11 protein-coding genes and 2 pseudogenes are annotated in these 16,321 nt (G+C 41.2%); 11 read left to right on the top strand and 2 right to left on the bottom strand.

Annotation, left to right across the window (positions count from 1 at the left end):
- Positions 1–870: 870 nt before the first annotated feature.
- The 4 genes from F8S12_RS36915 (at position 871) to F8S12_RS36900 (ending at position 7,764) form a co-directional block, all read left to right on the top strand.
- Positions 871–1,668, top strand: coding sequence for an MIP/aquaporin family protein (locus tag F8S12_RS36915; RefSeq protein WP_196521292.1), 798 nt, complete (start codon positions 871–873; stop codon positions 1,666–1,668).
- Between the two features lie 484 nt (positions 1,669–2,152).
- Positions 2,153–2,926: a glucose 1-dehydrogenase gene (locus tag F8S12_RS36910; protein WP_196521291.1), complete on the top strand. Its 774-nt coding sequence runs from the start codon at positions 2,153–2,155 to the stop codon at positions 2,924–2,926.
- A 66-nt stretch (positions 2,927–2,992) separates the two neighbouring features.
- Entirely contained in the window at positions 2,993–4,993 is a 2,001-nt protein-coding gene (locus F8S12_RS36905; RefSeq protein ID WP_196521290.1) for an amylo-alpha-1,6-glucosidase, read from the top strand.
- 110 nt (positions 4,994–5,103) lie between these two features.
- Positions 5,104–7,764: an MGH1-like glycoside hydrolase domain-containing protein gene (locus F8S12_RS36900; protein WP_196521289.1), complete on the top strand. Its 2,661-nt coding sequence runs from the start codon at positions 5,104–5,106 to the stop codon at positions 7,762–7,764.
- Positions 7,765–8,142: 378 nt separating this feature from the next.
- On the opposite strand, the gene F8S12_RS36895 is transcribed toward F8S12_RS36900, so the two are convergent.
- Positions 8,143–8,505 carry a ribosomal maturation YjgA family protein gene (locus F8S12_RS36895; protein WP_196521306.1) on the bottom strand — a complete coding sequence of 121 codons (363 nt, stop codon included), beginning with the start codon at positions 8,503–8,505 and terminating at the stop codon, positions 8,143–8,145.
- Between the two features lie 178 nt (positions 8,506–8,683).
- Here F8S12_RS36895 and F8S12_RS36890 point away from each other — a divergent pair, with 178 nt between their 5' ends.
- Both F8S12_RS36890 and F8S12_RS36885 read left to right on the top strand, forming a co-directional pair.
- A complete protein-coding gene (locus tag F8S12_RS36890; RefSeq protein ID WP_196521288.1) occupies positions 8,684–9,007 on the top strand; it encodes a YnfA family protein in 324 nt (107 codons plus the stop codon).
- Between the two features lie 353 nt (positions 9,008–9,360).
- Positions 9,361–9,864, top strand: a pseudogene (locus F8S12_RS36885) (ammonium transporter); the annotation flags it as partial.
- On the opposite strand, the gene F8S12_RS36880 reads toward F8S12_RS36885, so the two are convergent.
- Entirely contained in the window at positions 9,855–10,145 is a 291-nt protein-coding gene (locus F8S12_RS36880; protein ID WP_196521287.1) for an IS4/Tn5 family transposase DNA-binding protein, read from the bottom strand. The pseudogene F8S12_RS36885 and the gene F8S12_RS36880 sit on opposite strands and share 10 nt — an antisense overlap.
- 434 nt (positions 10,146–10,579) lie before the next feature.
- On the opposite strand from F8S12_RS36880, the gene F8S12_RS36875 reads away from it, so the two are divergent.
- The 5 genes and pseudogenes from F8S12_RS36875 to F8S12_RS36855 all read left to right on the top strand — a co-directional run bounded on the left by F8S12_RS36875 (position 10,580) and on the right by F8S12_RS36855 (position 16,035).
- Positions 10,580–12,133 carry an ammonium transporter gene (locus tag F8S12_RS36875; protein WP_196521286.1) on the top strand — a complete coding sequence of 518 codons (1,554 nt, stop codon included), beginning with the start codon at positions 10,580–10,582 and terminating at the stop codon, positions 12,131–12,133.
- A 454-nt stretch (positions 12,134–12,587) separates the two neighbouring features.
- Positions 12,588–12,956 (top strand): annotated as a pseudogene (locus tag F8S12_RS36870) (ammonium transporter); the annotation flags it as partial.
- A 143-nt stretch (positions 12,957–13,099) separates the two neighbouring features.
- The gene (locus tag F8S12_RS36865) at positions 13,100–13,978 is read left to right on the top strand and encodes an SGNH/GDSL hydrolase family protein (RefSeq protein ID WP_196521285.1); all 879 of its coding nucleotides are present in this window, start codon (positions 13,100–13,102) and stop codon (positions 13,976–13,978) included.
- Between the two features lie 240 nt (positions 13,979–14,218).
- Positions 14,219–15,427 carry a 4-hydroxy-3-methylbut-2-enyl diphosphate reductase gene (locus tag F8S12_RS36860; RefSeq protein ID WP_196521284.1) on the top strand — a complete coding sequence of 403 codons (1,209 nt, stop codon included), beginning with the start codon at positions 14,219–14,221 and terminating at the stop codon, positions 15,425–15,427.
- Between the two features lie 272 nt (positions 15,428–15,699).
- Positions 15,700–16,035: a XisI protein gene (locus F8S12_RS36855; RefSeq protein ID WP_196521283.1), complete on the top strand. Its 336-nt coding sequence runs from the start codon at positions 15,700–15,702 to the stop codon at positions 16,033–16,035.
- Positions 16,036–16,321: the final 286 nt, after the last annotated feature.

Here is a 16,321-nt window from a genome sequence, read left to right as displayed (position 1 = left end):
CAATTATTATTGACCATGAAGATAAATTCTGATTAAAAAATCATGTAATAAGCTGATGTGCAGCTAAATTGTATAAGACAAAAACATGAAGAGTGCTGAGTTCCGAGTGAAAAGACCGCGCCACTTGCGGGCGGGGTATCAACCTTCTCTCTATAATGAAGATTCCCCTTGACTTCGGGCGCGGCTTTTACCGTAGTGCGGAAGTACTGAGTACTTCTTAAATTTACTCAGCACTCAGGACTCAGCACTCATTTTTACTCAGCACTGTTTTGGTGAGGCATTTGAGTATATGGAAAAAAGTGCACACTTCGGCAAAATTTGTATCCGCTTTTAAAATTACATAGTCTTTAAGTGCTTTTTACTCTTCTGCAATAGCACAATAAAATACAACCTTGTCCCGAAAAATTGTCCCTTGCAACTATGTTTCATAACTTGTAGACTGAAGAATAGTAATTGCAAACGCATCTTATCTTTGAAACGCCCAATCATTAAGGGTTGTAGACCTCAAAATATTTATCCTTACCTACCAATGTTTGACGGAACAGTCTGAACATTGCGATGGTTCCTACCAGTGTACAAGTGCAAGTCCATGTTCAATATGTCACAACTTCCAACAAAGAATAAGGATTTGACAGTGGGGTTGAACGCTTCTTTTTGGATAATAACAATAAATATACTCATCTGTTACCTATCCAGACTGATTCTTATCCTCTTGGCAAAAAACTGGGATGCTCCCAAAAGATTAGTGTTACCTAAGTTTTTTATAAAAATTCAGATTGGCATTAAGTTGACAAGAACCTCTGCATTATTTTCTAATCATCTAATTAGTGTTTAATATATTATTATGGTCTGAAAAGCAGAAATAAACTCATGAATGCTTTCAAAAATTGGAAAACCCTTAATTGGTCTGAATATGGTGCAGAGTTGGTGGGAACTTGTTTCAATCTCTTTGTTGGATTTAGTATAATCACCTTCAATTTTGGCAAAGGCTTGCCTATGGAACATCTCATCCCGGCAGCAAGTCCTCGTTTATTAATTAATGGTCTCATTTTTGCTGGAAGTGGTACATTATTTAGCATTTCACCTTTAGGGAAACTGAGTGGTTCACACCTCAACCCCTGCTTATCATTGGCATTCTGGTTGCAAGGGAAAATGCATAAGCATGACTTAATTGGATATATTTTTGGTCAATTTATTGGCGCAATTATTGGCACATCTTTGGCATTAGCTTTGTGGGGAAATTATCTTGTCAGCGTCAATTATTGTATCACTTCACCTGCAATAGGTTATCCGTTATGGTATGTATTTTTAGCTGAACTTTTCATGACATTTCTGTTAGTGCTGTCTATCTTTATCTTCTTGAGTCATCATCATTTATTGCGTTGGACACCTTTAATGGTCTGGCTTCTAGTGGCAACTATGGTTTGGTTAGGAGCGCCCATTTCTGGCACAAGTTTGAATACAGCACGCAGTATTGGACCTGCTTTACTAGCATGGTCTTGGCAAAACCAATGGCTTTATTGTATTGCACCTCCACTAGGGGCATTAACTGCTGTAGGAGTTTTTCAACTGATAGCTATGGGTGAACGCGAAGTTTTGACAGGCAAACTTTTTCATGTTCCCAATTATCGTTGTATTTTTAAGAATGTTAAAGTGCCACATCTGTAAAAGCATCAGTAGATTTAACCTAGAATCAACTTTGTTGTTACCAATAGTTGACCAGCAAAAAATGTAGCACATAACCCTCTTTTTTACTTTCAGTAGAGAATAATTCATAAGCTTAATTTTTTGCGGAGGTCGGAAAAAATTAAGTTAAAATAATTGGAGTACAGAGCATTTACCATAGGCGATCGCACAGTTTATTACTCTGAGGATCATTAATGGTCAGGCATTTTTCTCTTCCCAGAGCGATAATTAAGTTAAAAATTCAGCACTCAGCAATTAGAAGTCAGAATTTGCAAAAAGTCTAGTATGATTGGTATATTCATTCATCAAGTATTTTGCCGATTGTTGAATTATTCTCATTCTCCGAACTTGTGAGCGGCAAAAGCTGCGCTAGACAATTATCTGAGAATTCTGATTTCTATTCTTTTAGTTGAGAATTATTTATAAGCCCTAGAAAACATCAAAATACTCTAGAAGGAGAAAGTCAATGAAGAAACTAGAAGGTAAGGTAGCTTTAGTAACAGGTAGTAGCGGAGGAATTGGTCAAGCTATTGCTGTACATCTTGCTGAACAAGGTGCAGATGTTGTAATAGACTACCGTTCTCATCCAGAAGGTGCCCAAGAAACTCTGTCTAAAGTAGAAGCTGCTGGCAGCAAAGGCTTAACTGTTAAAGCTGACTTGAGTGTAATTAGCGATATTCGCCAACTTCTAGACCAGGGTATTCAATACTTTGGCAAGCTAGATATTCTGGTGAACAATGCCGGCATTGACGGTCGAAATGCTGACTTTTGGAACATTACTGAAGCCGACTATGACGCAGTGATTAATCTCAACCTCAAAGGGACATTTTTCGCCACTCAAGCGATAGTACAACACTTAATCGAAACCAAGCGAACTGGCAAAATTATCAATATAAGTTCTACCCATGAGGAAATAGCATTTCCCCACTTCACTGCCTACTGTGCCAGCAAGGGTGGTGTAAAAATGATGATGCGTAACCTAGCAGTTGAGCTTGGCCCTCTGGGAATTACAATTAACAATGTGGCTCCAGGAGCAATTGAGACACCAATCAACAGTAAGCTATTAAATGACCCTGAAAAATTAGCAGCACTGTTGAAAAACATTCCCTTGGGTCGTTTAGGCAAACCGTCAGATATCGCACCCATAGTTTCCTTTTTAGCCTCAACGGATGCTGACTACATCACAGGCGCAACCTTCTATGTCGATGGAGGATTGAGCCGGAATTATCATGAGCAGTAAGTAGTTTCTCTTGCCTCTACTGTTCTAGAATTTTTGTGATCTGGAGTACAGAACGTAATATCACTTATGAGTATCAACTTTGGACGCGAAATTTGTGGTGTTCTCGATTTGGCAGCAGGGCGAGAATGGTTGGTAACTAATGGCATTGGTGGTTATGCTTCAGGGACAGTAGCAGGTATACTGACACGCCGCTATCATGGATTACTCGTGGCAGCACTGAAACCGCCGCTAATGAGAACTTTGTTACTAGCTAAGTTAGATGAAACGGCTCTGTATGACGGACGCAATTATTTCCTTGGAGCTAATCGTTGGACTGGTGGAGCCGTTAATCCAGACGGCTATCAGCACATTGAATCCTTCGAGTTAGAAGGCACAATACCAACATGGCGATTTGCTTGTGCGGATGCTTTATTGGAAAAACGTGTATGGATGCAACCCGGCAGCAATACCACTTATGTTCAATACTCCCTGCATCGTGCCACTAAACCACTAATGCTAAAACTGAAAGCATTGGTGAATAATCGGGATTATCACGGTAGCACCCATGCAGGAGGCTGGCAGATGAACATTGATGCTATTGAGCATGGTGTCCGTGTTACCGCTTTTGAGGAAGCTGTGCCGTTATATTTATTAAGCGATCGCGGACATGCTTCACCTGCCCACGAGTGGTATCATGAATTTGACTTAGCCAGGGAACGCGATCGCGGACTCGACGATCAGGAAGATCATCTACATGCAGCAACCTTTGACGCTACCCTCCAGCCCGGTGAATCACTCACCTTTGTTGCCAGCACCGAAATGTATGCAGAGTTAAATGGCCAGGTAGCCTTAGAGTTACGTCGCTCCCTTGAGCAAAAGCTGCTCGGATTCTGGAAACAAAGCCGTGTCAATGCCAAAGCAGATCCAGACTGGGTGCATCAGCTAGTCCTCGCTGCCGACCAGTTTATCGTCAGTCGCCCATTGCCGGATGAACCCAACGGCAAAACAATCATTGCTGGTTATCATTGGTTTGGTGACTGGGGACGGGATACAATGATTAGCTTACCTGGTTTGACAATCTCAGTCGGTCGTCCAGAAGTTGCACGCCCTATTTTGCGTACTTTTGCCCGCTACGTAGACAAAGGTATGTTACCTAACCGCTTTCCAGATGCTGGTGAAGCACCAGAATATAATACAGTAGATGCAACCCTCTGGTATTTTGAAGCAGTTCGTGCTTACTATGCAGCCACAAAAGACGACGAATTGCTAAGTGAACTCTTTCCTGTGCTAGCAGACATTGTTAATTGGCATCGTCAAGGAACGCGCTACAACATCCACTTAGACCAAAACGATGGTTTGCTTTATGCGGGTGAGACAGGTGTGCAACTCACCTGGATGGACGCCAAAATCGGTGATTGGGTAGTTACGCCACGCATTGGCAAACCCATAGAAGTCAATGCCCTGTGGTGTAATGCTCTGGGAACTATGGCAAACTTCGCGCAAAAGCTGAGCAAGCCTTACCAAGAATACAAGCAAATGCAAGAGCGTGCAAATGCAGGATTTCAGCGTTTCTGGAATGATGCAGTTGGTTACTGCTACGACGTTCTAGATGGGACTGAAGGATACGACGATTCATTACGACCAAACCAGATATTCGCCGTGTCGTTATCAGAAAGCCCCCTGACTCCAGTTCAACAACGGGGTGTGGTAGAATCTTGTGCGCGATCGCTTCTCACCTCCCACGGTCTACGTAGTCTTGACCCTAATCATCCCCAGTATCAAGGTCACTACGGTGGAGATCAGTTTCAGCGAGATAGTGTTTATCATCAGGGAACAGTTTGGGGCTGGCTGATTGGGCCATTTGTTTTAGCCCATCTGCGTGTTTTCAACGATCCAGCCCAAGCTCGCAGTTTACTTGAGCCAATGGCTAATCATCTACGCGCTCACGGGGTCGGTAGTCTCAGTGAGATTTTTGATGGGGATGAGCCACTCAGCCCACGAGGTTGTATTGCTCAAGCCTGGACAGTAGCAGAAGTGCTTCGCGCCTGGATAGCAACAGAACCTACCACAGATAATTCTGAGTTTTAAGTTTTGCATTAATACAAAATCGGTATAAATAGTATTGTTTAAGCCACTTAAAACAACCTTGTGCGAAAGATTCTTAATCCAAAATCCAAAATCTAAAATCTAAAATCGCTATGACCCAAGAAGAACTAAGATTAGCAGCAGACCGCGATCGCAAAGCCTACTGGAAACGATGGGGTTCCTACCTGAGTGAACGCCAATGGGGAACAGTGCGGGAAGACTATAGCCCTGATGGGGCTGCCTGGGAATTTTTTCCCCACGACCATGCCCGCTCTCGCGCCTATCGTTGGGGAGAAGATGGAATTGCGGGAATTTCTGATAATCATCAGCGATTATGTTTTGCGATCGCTCTCTGGAATGGTGAAGATGCAATTCTCAAAGAGAGACTTTTCGGTCTCACAGGAAATCAGGGGAATCACGGGGAAGATGTTAAAGAATACTACTTCTACCTGGATAACACCCCGACTCACTCCTACATGAAATATCTTTATAAATATCCCCAAGCTGCTTTTCCATACAACCAACTGGTAGAAGAAAATCGACGCAGAGATCGCCAAGCTCCAGAGTTTGAATTAATCAACACAGGTATATTTGATCAAGACCGCTATTTTGATGTATTCGTTGAGTATGCTAAGGCTTCACCCGACGACATTTTAATTGAGATCAGTGTGATTAACCGTGGCCCAGAAGCAAAAACGCTGCATTTGTTACCAACGCTCTGGTTTCGCAACACCTGGTCTTGGACTTCTAATCAAGAAGAAAAGCCGTGGCTGAAAATTAGCCAATCTAACTCTCACCTCAGCACCATCGAAGCTTATCACCCCTCTTTAGAAACCCGATGGCTGTACTGTAATGAAACTCCAGAACTATTATTTACAGAAAATGAGACTAATAATCAAAGATTGTTTGGAGTTGGCAATGCTTCGGCATACGTTAAAGATGGCATAAATAATTATGTCGTAAATGGGCAAAAAACAGGTGTCAATCCCAATCACATTGGCACTAAGTTTGCCGCTCGTTACGAATTACATATCGGTGCAGGCGAAACTAAGAAAGTGCGGTTGCGATTAAGTGATGCCCAAAATTTAGTTGCACCATTCGGGACTGACTTTGATACAGTTTGGCAACAGCGTCAGCGCGAGGCAGATGAATTTTATCAGCGAATTTGTCCGTTTCCGATGTTAGAAGACAGGCGGAATGTGCAGCGACAGGCATTTGCCGGCATGTTGTGGAGTAAGCAATTTTACTATTATGTAGCTGAAGAATGGCTAAAAGGCGATCCGGCTGGCCCGCCACCACCAGCATCGCGGCTCAATGGCAGAAACCATGAATGGTTTCATGTATTTAACGACGATGTACTTTCCATGCCCGACAAATGGGAATATCCTTGGTTTGCAGCTTGGGATTTAGCTTTTCATGTAATTCCGCTCTCAATGATTGACCCCGACTTTGCCAAACTGCAACTGAGTCGCTTGACACGAGAGTGGTATATGCATCCTAACGGTCAGCTACCAGCCTATGAATGGGCTTTTGGTGATGTCAATCCCCCCGTACATGCTTGGGCTGCATGGCAGGTTTATCAGATTGAGCAAAAAATTTATGGTCATGCAGATAAAAAATTTTTGGAGGGTGTTTTTCAGAAATTACTGCTCAACTTTACTTGGTGGGTTAACCGGAAAGATTTAGAAGGCAGAAATATCTTTCAGGGTGGCTTTTTAGGCATGGATAATATTGGTGTCTTCGACCGTAGTGTTGAACTACCAACTGGTGGATATCTACAACAAGCAGATGGTACAAGTTGGATGGCGATGTATTGTCTGAATATGCTGACGATCGCCTTAGAGTTAGCAAAAGAAAATTCTACCTACGAAGACATCGCCAGCAAGTTTTTCGAGCATTTCTTGTACATTGCAGATGCCATGAACGGCTTTGGTGATGTCGATATAGCATTATGGGATGAAACTGATAGTTTTTATTACGATGCCCTACATTCACCAAATGGTCATCACTTCCCGATGAAAGTGCGATCGCTAGTGGGGTTAATCCCATTATGTGCTGTGAACATTTTAGAACCAGAAACCTTAGAGCGACTCCCAGGCTTTAAGCAACGGACAGAATGGTTTTTGGAAAATCGCCCTGATCTGACCCGAAATATCGCTTGTATGCAGAAACGAGGTATGGGTGAACGCCGACTGCTAGCGATCGCTTATCCAGATAAACTCCGTCGCATCTTAGAAAAAATGTTAGATGCAACGGAATTTTTTAGCCCTTATGGTATTCGCTCTGTTTCTAAAGTTCATGCTGACCATCCTTACGTCTTAACGGTGGATGGTCAACAGCATCGAGTCGATTACGAACCTGCTGAGTCTAGCACAGGAATGTTTGGCGGTAATTCCAACTGGCGCGGCCCAATTTGGTTTCCGATTAATTATTTACTGCTGGAATCGCTGCAAAAGTTCTATCGCTATTTCGGCGACGATTTCAAAGTTGAGTGTCCAACTGGTTCAGGCCAAATGATGACGCTTAAGGAAGTATCAATTGAATTAGCTCAAAGGCTGATCCAAATTTTTCTGACAGATACTTCTGGTAAACGACCTTTTTATGGTGGAACAGAAAAATTCCAAACTGACCCTAATTGGCGCGACCTGATTCTGTTCAATGAATACTTTCATGGAGACAATGGCGCTGGTATTGGTGCTAGTCATCAAACTGGTTGGACAGGTTTAATCGCCAAATTAATCCAGCAATGTGCAGAACAAGTGTTGTCAGATTAATTTCCGAATTTGGGGAAATCACTAATAGTTATGACAAGCAGCAGCGCCCAAGTTCGATCGATGTCAAACATTAACAACGAAGGTATCGCCATTGTGCCCAATTCTGAATGCGCCAGCAATCTAAAACAGTTCTTGTGGGCGGATGATTCCGAAACCAGCGGTTATGCAATTCGTCGTGGAACAATTCCTTGTGGACGATTGTTTTAAGCCATAGCACGTAAAGTTTTATGGAAATAAGTTAGTTTACTAGGGTTTGAACGCATGTAATTTTGAGCTGATTTAGCTCAAAATTACATTGAACTACCAATAATTCATGCAGCCAAGAACGGAGCGATCGCCCCTCGCTCCGTTTTGGGGCTAACCAGAACTTCCAAGTAATCATGTTCTATTTTCCAAACATAAGACTGTTATGATACCTATTGCATAAGCAATGATATCTTTCCAATCAAATACACTTCCCAAAGCAACAGCTAGAATCTTATATTTTTGCAATCCTAAATTATTTACAAAATTAAAATATTGAAGAATTTCGATAGTACAAGAAAAGGCAAAAACTGATAAAGCGGCGATGGATGAATGTATATTACAAAAAGCTTTGACAAAGCAATAAATTAGGATGACTACTAAAACATCACCGATAAAAGGACGAATGAAACTCTCATTTACAAAAACAGCAATATATACCTCGATTAAAAATAGTATAACTGTGAAGTAGAAATATTTTTTGTTGAAGATAAACATGGCAATCAATAGCGCTCAAAAGGTATGTTGCCTAACTGCTTTCCAGATGTCGATGAAGCACCAGAATATAATACAGTAGATGCTCAGTATATGGCTGTAGCCTTAATGTTTGCGATCGCTGATCCAAATGTTCCGAGTTAATTGCTAGTTAACTATACCGTCATTTATGGTTGGTCAAATGATTAAGTCCTTATCATATTTTTTGTCGGCTGGTTTATTTGAAATCGGGGGCGGCTACTTGATCTGGTTGTGGTTGCGCGAAGGTAAGCCGTTCTGGTGGGGGATATTGGGTGGAATTGCTTTAGCTATCTATGCCATTATTGCAACTCTCCAACCAGCAAATTTTGGCAGAGTGTATGCGGCTTATGGTGGCGTATTTATCGCAATGGCAATGCTTTGGGGTTGGAAGATAGACGGGGTGATTCCAGACCGTTACGATTTTCTCGGAGCAAGTTTCGCTTTAGTGAGTGTATTAATTATCATGTTTGCACCCAGAAATTAAGTAAAATTTCTATATTATTTTTGACCAATAACTTTTATAATCTCCGCTTTTAAACAGATAATAATCTCGCAAGTATCTTGGTTTGTAACAGTAGGTAACTAAAAATTTGGAATTTTGTAGCGCTTGAATAAAATGTTATTCTTCAAAAAAAAGATGTAATGATTGCGTATGTCAATACACCCTTATTGAAATATTGGCAACTACAATCAGGATTATATTTTTGTTAAAATTTCCAGAAAATTAAGGTTAAGTAACTTTCAACACAAAAATATGTAACAAAAAGTAATCAAATGTAGTTAAGTATACAAAATTATTGGTGCTGAGGGAAAAAACAAGTGTTGAAGAAAGTTGTGATGATTGGGGCTATCACCCTACTGTTTTTGGGAGTACCGTTGATGGGCAATGCTTTTGCCCAAACACCAGCCGCCGCTGTGCCTGCTGCTGATACCGGAGATACAGCATTTATGCTGATGAGATCAGCATAAATGCTGCTAATGACACCAGGATTGGCATTCTTTTATGGTGGATTTGTCCGATCGCGCAACATCCTAAACACATTGATGATGAGCTTTGTGTTGATGGCGATCATCGGTGTTACCTGGATTCTATGGGGCTATAGTCTCTCCTTTGCGCCAGGTTTACCGTTTATCGGTGGATTGCAATGGTTGGGGTTAAATGGTGTTGGGTTAGAGATCACCGATTATCTCAAAGGATCGAACCCACCAGAAGTTGTTTCTTATGCCGCAACGATACCCCACCAGGCATTCATGATTTACCAAGCCATGTTTGCCATTATCACCCCAGCCTTAATTTCTGGGGCGATCGCAGAACGGATGAGTTTCTGCGCCTATTCGCTGTAATCAAGAAAACTCGTATCTCCTACCGCTAGCACAACTGGTATGCCATTTATCTGTCGTGCTGTTTGTTTAAAAGAGGGTTGAGTCAACTTAGAAAATGTTATTTTGGGATTAGAAAAAAATTCGTAACCACGTTTGAGGTCGCTGGCGCTTTTAAATACTTTTAATAATGGCTCTCCATATTTTACAGACAAACACTCTGCAATCGATACTGCTTGTTGAGTTAAGCGTTTGTCTCCAAAATTACACTCTAGGTACGGACTTATCTCTAATATTTTCATTTGCACCCATGTCACTCACACCTATAACGACGATACCAGCAAATATAAAGATCATTTTTATGGGAGTTCGGTTCGCGAATGACATTCGCGAACCGAACTTCCCTTTCCACATCCCGTGAAAAGTCAGCTTACTACCGGATTTTTTATTGACATCTCATTTTGGGAAATTTCCCTGCCGAAAATTATTTTTTAAAGATTAAAGATTAAGTGAAGAAGACTTGACTGTTTTATAAATTAGATCATAAATTTCTTACGAATAACTACAAAAAACATTTACAGATGTGCAATAGTTTCTTAAACTCCTACTAAGGTTATTTGAGTTTATGCTTTTTAAGCAAGTGGTCTAAAGGAAAAATATCAAAAACCACAGGTTATAACTTCTGACGCTACTTTTCCCTCGTTCAAGGATAGTTTGGAGGATGACACTGAAATTTATGTACAAACAAAAATTGAAAACAAAAAAGAGGCATCTTTCTGCAAAAAATTCTCCGATAAACCCACAATTCAACTCCAAAGTCAAGCTATTTAATCTGATTAGGCGGCTCTCTCCCAGTTCGCAAGCTTGTTTACCTATAGCTTGTCTGATTGTGTTGGGTTGGGGTTATGCCGCAGTTGCCCAAACTCCAGCCGCAGGTCCAACGACAGCAGAACTAAAAGTTGCTCTTGACACCTTATGGGTTGCGATCGCAGCTTTTTTAGTGTTCTTCATGAACGCTGGTTTTTGTATGTTAGAAACAGGCTTCTGTCGCCAGAAAAACGCTGTCAATGTTCTTTCCAAAAACCTGATTGTATTTGCTCTGTCTACCATTGCCTTTTGGTCTATCGGTTTTGCCTTAATGTTCGGTGATGGCAACGACTTCATTGGATTAAATGGGTTTTTCTTAGGGGGAGCAGATAACAGTCCCGCCACAGGAGATGCTTATAAAGGTATCTTCGGTGCTATGAATTGGGCTGGTGTACCTTTAGCAGCCAAGTTTTTATTCCAGCTAGTGTTTGCTGGAACAGCAGCAACAATCGTTTCTGGCGCAGTAGCCGAACGAATTAAGTTTGTTGACTTCCTAATTTTCAGCCTCTTACTTGTAGGTATTGCCTATCCCATTACCGGACACTGGATTTGGGGTGGTGGTTGGCTAGCAGACAGAGGTTTTTGGGATTTTGCCGGTTCTACGGTGGTTCACTCTGTAGGTGGCTGGGCAGCTTTGATGGGAGCAGCATTTCTTGGGCCCCGTCTTGGTAAATATCAAGATAAGCAAGTCGTTGCTATGCCCGGTCACAACATGAGTATTGCCACTTTGGGCTGTTTGATCCTCTGGTTGGGCTGGTTTGGTTTCAACCCCGGTTCTGTAATGGCTGCTGATCCTAGTGCAATCAGTCACATTGCTGTAACCACTAACATGGCTGGTGCTGCCGGTGGAATTTCCGCTACAATTACAGCTTGGTTGTACTTAGGTAAACCAGACCTGTCAATGATTATCAATGGTATTTTGGCTGGCTTGGTTGGGATTACAGCGTCTTGTGCTTACGTAGGTATTCCTGCTTCTTTAGTCATTGGCTTGATTGCTGGAGTACTGGTAGTTTTCTCTGTAACATTCTTTGACAAACTTGGCATTGATGACCCAGTGGGAGCTACCTCAGTTCACTTAGTTTGTGGCATCTGGGGGACTCTAGCAGTGGGTCTATGGTCTGTTGGCCCTGGTGTTTATTCCTGGTATGCACTTGGCCCAGAAAAAGGCTTATTTGCAGGTGGTGGTCTTGGGCAGTTTGGTGTTCAGTTACTGGGCGTTGCCACAGTAGGTGGCTTCACTGTTTTACTCAGTAGTATTTTTTGGCTAGCGCTGAAAGCTACTTTAGGTATCAGAGTATCTAAAGAAGAGGAACTAGAAGGTTTAGATATCGGTGAACACGGTATGGAAGCCTACAGTGGATTTCTTAAAGAAGGTGATGCAACTGGATTTTCTGAAGAACAAGGCTCAATTGGAAGATTTTAGGGTAAATATTCTTTTGGTTTTTCCTCTAGTACTTTGTCAACCTAGTTTTGCGGGTTTCTAGTAAGTACTTTGTTTACATACGAACTTACTTACCCATCAATTTAAAGTTGACAGATTAGTACCGCAAAGCGGAAGTCAAAAGCTTTATGGAATAAGCTCTTTAAGGATTTAAAATGGTTGCCCTGTTTCCGCCGTACTAGTAGCATTTTTCTAATGTTGAGCTATCAAAACACCATTAGTCGATTGACCTAATTCCGTAAAATTCTCTATCCAAACGAAAAGTAGGGGTTTTATACCTCCTACTTTTCGTTTGGATAAATACCTGACATAAATACATCGGTAGGGAATACTTTTCGGTTAAGCATTTTTAATTCGGAATCGGGTTGAGAAAAGGGTAAAGGGTAAGGGTTAAAGGTTTTTTCTTTCCCCTTCCCCCTTAACCGAGAAGTATTGCTTTGCTTGCTTCTATGCGATCAGTTTCAAGCACAAACTGCAAATTGATGATGCTTTAGATACCTTTCCTGTGCATGGCGTTGGGGGTACAGTGGGTGCGATTTTAACAGCAATCTTTGCTACCACTCAAGTCAACTCAGCAGGTAAAGACGGTGTGCTACGTGGTAACTTTGGTGAATTGGGAGTTGAACTAATAGCAATTGCCATTGCCTATGCGATCGCAGCTGTTGGTACAGTGATTATTCTCAAAGTTATCGATGCTACAGTCGGTTTGCGAGTCAAAGAAGAAGCCGAATTGCAAGGTTTGGATATCAACGAACACGGTGAAGAAGGTTATAATTCCGAGTTTGGCGATCGTCCTACTCAGTGAAGAGTGCTGAGTGATTCAATTTTGGATTTTAGATTTTAGATTTTAGATTTTTTTTCAATCCAAAATTCAAAATCCAAAATTGGGCTGATTTGCGATCGCTAGCGTTAAAATCTGATTCAAATAATTGGTAAATTTCGCTAGTCGTGTCTACATCTCTTAAAACCTTTCCTATCTGGGCATTTTTCTCGCTGTTAACCAACGGCATCCTAATGTTGGCGGTCATCCTGCTAATTTGGCAACAGCAGCGAGTGGCCGCTTTTTTTGGAATAATAACATCCTCAGAGCCAATCAACCTGAACAGCGATCGCCAAATTGCTACACCTGACTTGGGTCGCCGTCACCAACTTACTTACCGGGAGTGGATAGACATCCTCAATCAAGAAGCCAAGGTAGCTGCCGACCAACGTCCTCCGCATTTAACCATTTTGGCGGGAGATTCTCTGAGTTTGTGGTTTCCCACTGAGTTATTACCCGAAGGTAAAAATTGGCTCAATCAAGGAATTTCTGGCGAAACCAGCAATGGACTCTTGAAAAGATTGAATATATTTGACCGCACCCAGCCAGAAGTAATTTTTGTGATGATTGGCATTAATGATTTAATTCGAGGAATGAGCGACAGGGTAATTTTAGATAATCAACGGCAAATTATCAATTACCTGCGAAACACGCATCCCACAGCCCAAATTGTTATCCAATCAATTTTGCCGCATGGGGCAAAGGAAGCAACTTGGAAAGGACGAGAGAAACTGTTGACTATTGCCAATAGTCGCATTCGCAAGTTGAATCAGCAATTGCAAAATATATCTACCAAAAAAGGTGTGAAATTTCTCGATTTATATCCCCTCTTTACCAACACGCAAGGTAATCTCCGCCGGGAATTTACTACTGATGGCTTACACTTAAGTCGGGAAGGCTATATAGTTTGGCGTTCTGCATTGCAGATTTATAGCGACATTGAATTAAAACCCCAGCGTCAACGTCCTTCGGGGAAAAAGGCTAAAGGACAAGGCATTGCTGATTAATGGGATGAATTTTGTTTCGCGCAAAGGCAAGGCAGCGCGTTGCGGGGGTGGAGGAGTTTGTAGCGACTGCCGCGCAAAGGCGCAAAAAATCTAGATTTACCTTTTGCTAACAATCTCAATTCATCCCGCATTTATGCAACGCCAAGGACAATAAGAAGTAATATCTTTAGAATAAAGCTTTGTATAAATCGCGTCTTGACGCGAGACAATAAAAAATAGTGGTTTAAGTAGAAAAATATAATGGATACAAAAGCTTTTAAGCGGACGCTCCAACATTCAGAAAATTACAATCGTAAGGGCTTTGGTCATCAAGCAGAAGTTGCCACCCAGTTGCAATCTGAGTATCAAAGTAACTTGATTCAGGAAATTCGCGATCGCAATTACACTCTGCAACGGGGTAATGTGACGATCCGACTAGCACAAGCTTTTGGCTTTTGTTGGGGTGTAGAACGTGCTGTAGCTATGGCCTATGAAACCCGTCAGCACTTTCCCACAGAACACATCTGGATTACTAATGAGATTATTCACAACCCTTCTGTAAATCAGCGAATGCAGGAGATGGAAGTAGAATTTATCCCAGTTGAAGGAAATCAAAAAGACTTTTCTGTTGTTGAAACTGGTGATGTAGTTATATTACCAGCTTTTGGCGCTAGCGTTCAAGAAATGCAGATACTTCACGATAAAGGCTGCAAAATTGTTGATACAACTTGTCCTTGGGTTTCTAAAGTTTGGAACACAGTAGAAAAGCACAAAAAAATTGATTATACTTCAATTATTCACGGTAAATATAAGCATGAAGAAACAGTCGCTACTAGTTCCTTTGCTGGCAAGTATTTAATCGTGTTGAATTTGCCAGAAGCAGAATATGTTGCTGACTATATTATCAATGGTGGAAATCGTGAAGAATTTTTGACAAAATTTGCTAAAGCTTGTTCAGCAGGATTTGACCCCGATCAAGATTTAGAAAGAGTTGGCATTGCAAACCAAACTACAATGCTTAAAGGCGAAACTGAGCAACTTGGCAAGGTTTTTGAGCATACCATGTTGCAGAAGTATGGCCCCACCGAATTAAATCAGCATTTCCAAAGCTTCAATACTATCTGTGATGCCACCCAAGAACGGCAAGATGCCATGTTGGAGTTAGTGCAGCATAATTTAGATTTGATGGTAGTAATTGGTGGGTTTAATTCATCGAATACCACACAATTACAACAAATTGCTTTTGAGCAGAAAATTCCTTCCTATCACATTGATACTGTTGAACGAATTAAATCAGGTAATTCTATTGAACATCGGCAATTGAATGGCCAGTTAATAACCACAGAAAACTGGTTATCAGATGGAGAAATTGTTGTGGGAATTACTTCTGGCGCTTCCACACCAGATAAGGTGGTGGAAGATGTGATTCAGAAGATTTTTGCAATGAAAGCAACAGCAGCGCTGGTTTAAATTTTAGGGATGTATGGCAACCTAATTAAACATAAATACTCAGGAGATAGATACCCAACTTCTCAAATAAGTCGGGTATCTGAGTATTTTTATTTATACCCAATATTTATATGTTCAGGACTTACGCAAACAATAGCCGAAACCGTGATTTTTAGGTAGGGGCAATTCATGAATTGCCCCTACAGCGTCTCATTTTGCGTAAGTCCTAATGTTATTCAACGCTCTCAACTAAAGCTAATCGTTTACGATCCTGTGAATGAGGTGATTGTAGAATGGAAAAATTAGAGCAATATCAAGGTTATATTCAACAATTATTAGCCGCTTATGCTAGTCGAGGTTCGTCAAAAAGTGAAATAGAAAAACAAGTCATTTTTGATATTATTCACGATCACTATCAATTAGTATACGTAGGCTGGAAGAATCGACGACGGCAATATGGCTGTGTTTTGCATCTTGATATCAAAGATGGGAAGATTTGGATACAATATGATGGGACTGAGATTGGTATTGCCAATGATTTAGTAAAATTAGGAGTCCCAAAGGAAGATATTGTTTTGGCATTTCATGAACCGTTGGTAAGGCAATACACTGGATTTGCTGTGGGTTAAAAAGCCTAGGAACTATTGCCTGCTACGTCTTATTAATAATATTTACGGTGATTACCAAAAATAATGTTTTTTAGATATTGTTAAAAATTCTAGCTAATAGTCCAATACAGTTCAGATAAGACCAAAACATTTGTAGAGACGGCGATTTATCGCGTCTCAAAAACCCAAAATTTTGTACCAGTAGCCCTTAACCCAAGCGTATTGGCTAATAGTCGTAATAAAAAACCCGATTCTCGAAAAAATCGGGCATTTCTATTTAAATTAAATAGCCTAGATCATAGATAGG

Source organism: Nostoc sp. WHI (assembly GCF_015714725.1).
GTDB lineage: Bacteria > Cyanobacteriota > Cyanobacteriia > Cyanobacteriales > Nostocaceae > Nostoc.
This window is presented reverse-complemented; position numbering and strand designations above follow the sequence as displayed.

Coding starts and splice junctions, on each gene's coding strand:
- F8S12_RS36875 (WP_196521286.1), top strand. CDS start 10,580: ATGTACAAACAAAAATTGAAAACAAAAAAGAGGCATCTTTCTGCAAAA.
- F8S12_RS36855 (WP_196521283.1), top strand. CDS start 15,700: ATGGAAAAATTAGAGCAATATCAAGGTTATATTCAACAATTATTAGCC.
- F8S12_RS36910 (WP_196521291.1), top strand. CDS start 2,153: ATGAAGAAACTAGAAGGTAAGGTAGCTTTAGTAACAGGTAGTAGCGGA.
- F8S12_RS36880 (WP_196521287.1), bottom strand. CDS start 10,145: ATGAAAATATTAGAGATAAGTCCGTACCTAGAGTGTAATTTTGGAGAC.
- F8S12_RS36905 (WP_196521290.1), top strand. CDS start 2,993: ATGAGTATCAACTTTGGACGCGAAATTTGTGGTGTTCTCGATTTGGCA.
- F8S12_RS36900 (WP_196521289.1), top strand. CDS start 5,104: ATGACCCAAGAAGAACTAAGATTAGCAGCAGACCGCGATCGCAAAGCC.
- F8S12_RS36915 (WP_196521292.1), top strand. CDS start 871: ATGAATGCTTTCAAAAATTGGAAAACCCTTAATTGGTCTGAATATGGT.
- F8S12_RS36895 (WP_196521306.1), bottom strand. CDS start 8,505: ATGTTTATCTTCAACAAAAAATATTTCTACTTCACAGTTATACTATTT.
- F8S12_RS36860 (WP_196521284.1), top strand. CDS start 14,219: ATGGATACAAAAGCTTTTAAGCGGACGCTCCAACATTCAGAAAATTAC.
- F8S12_RS36890 (WP_196521288.1), top strand. CDS start 8,684: ATGATTAAGTCCTTATCATATTTTTTGTCGGCTGGTTTATTTGAAATC.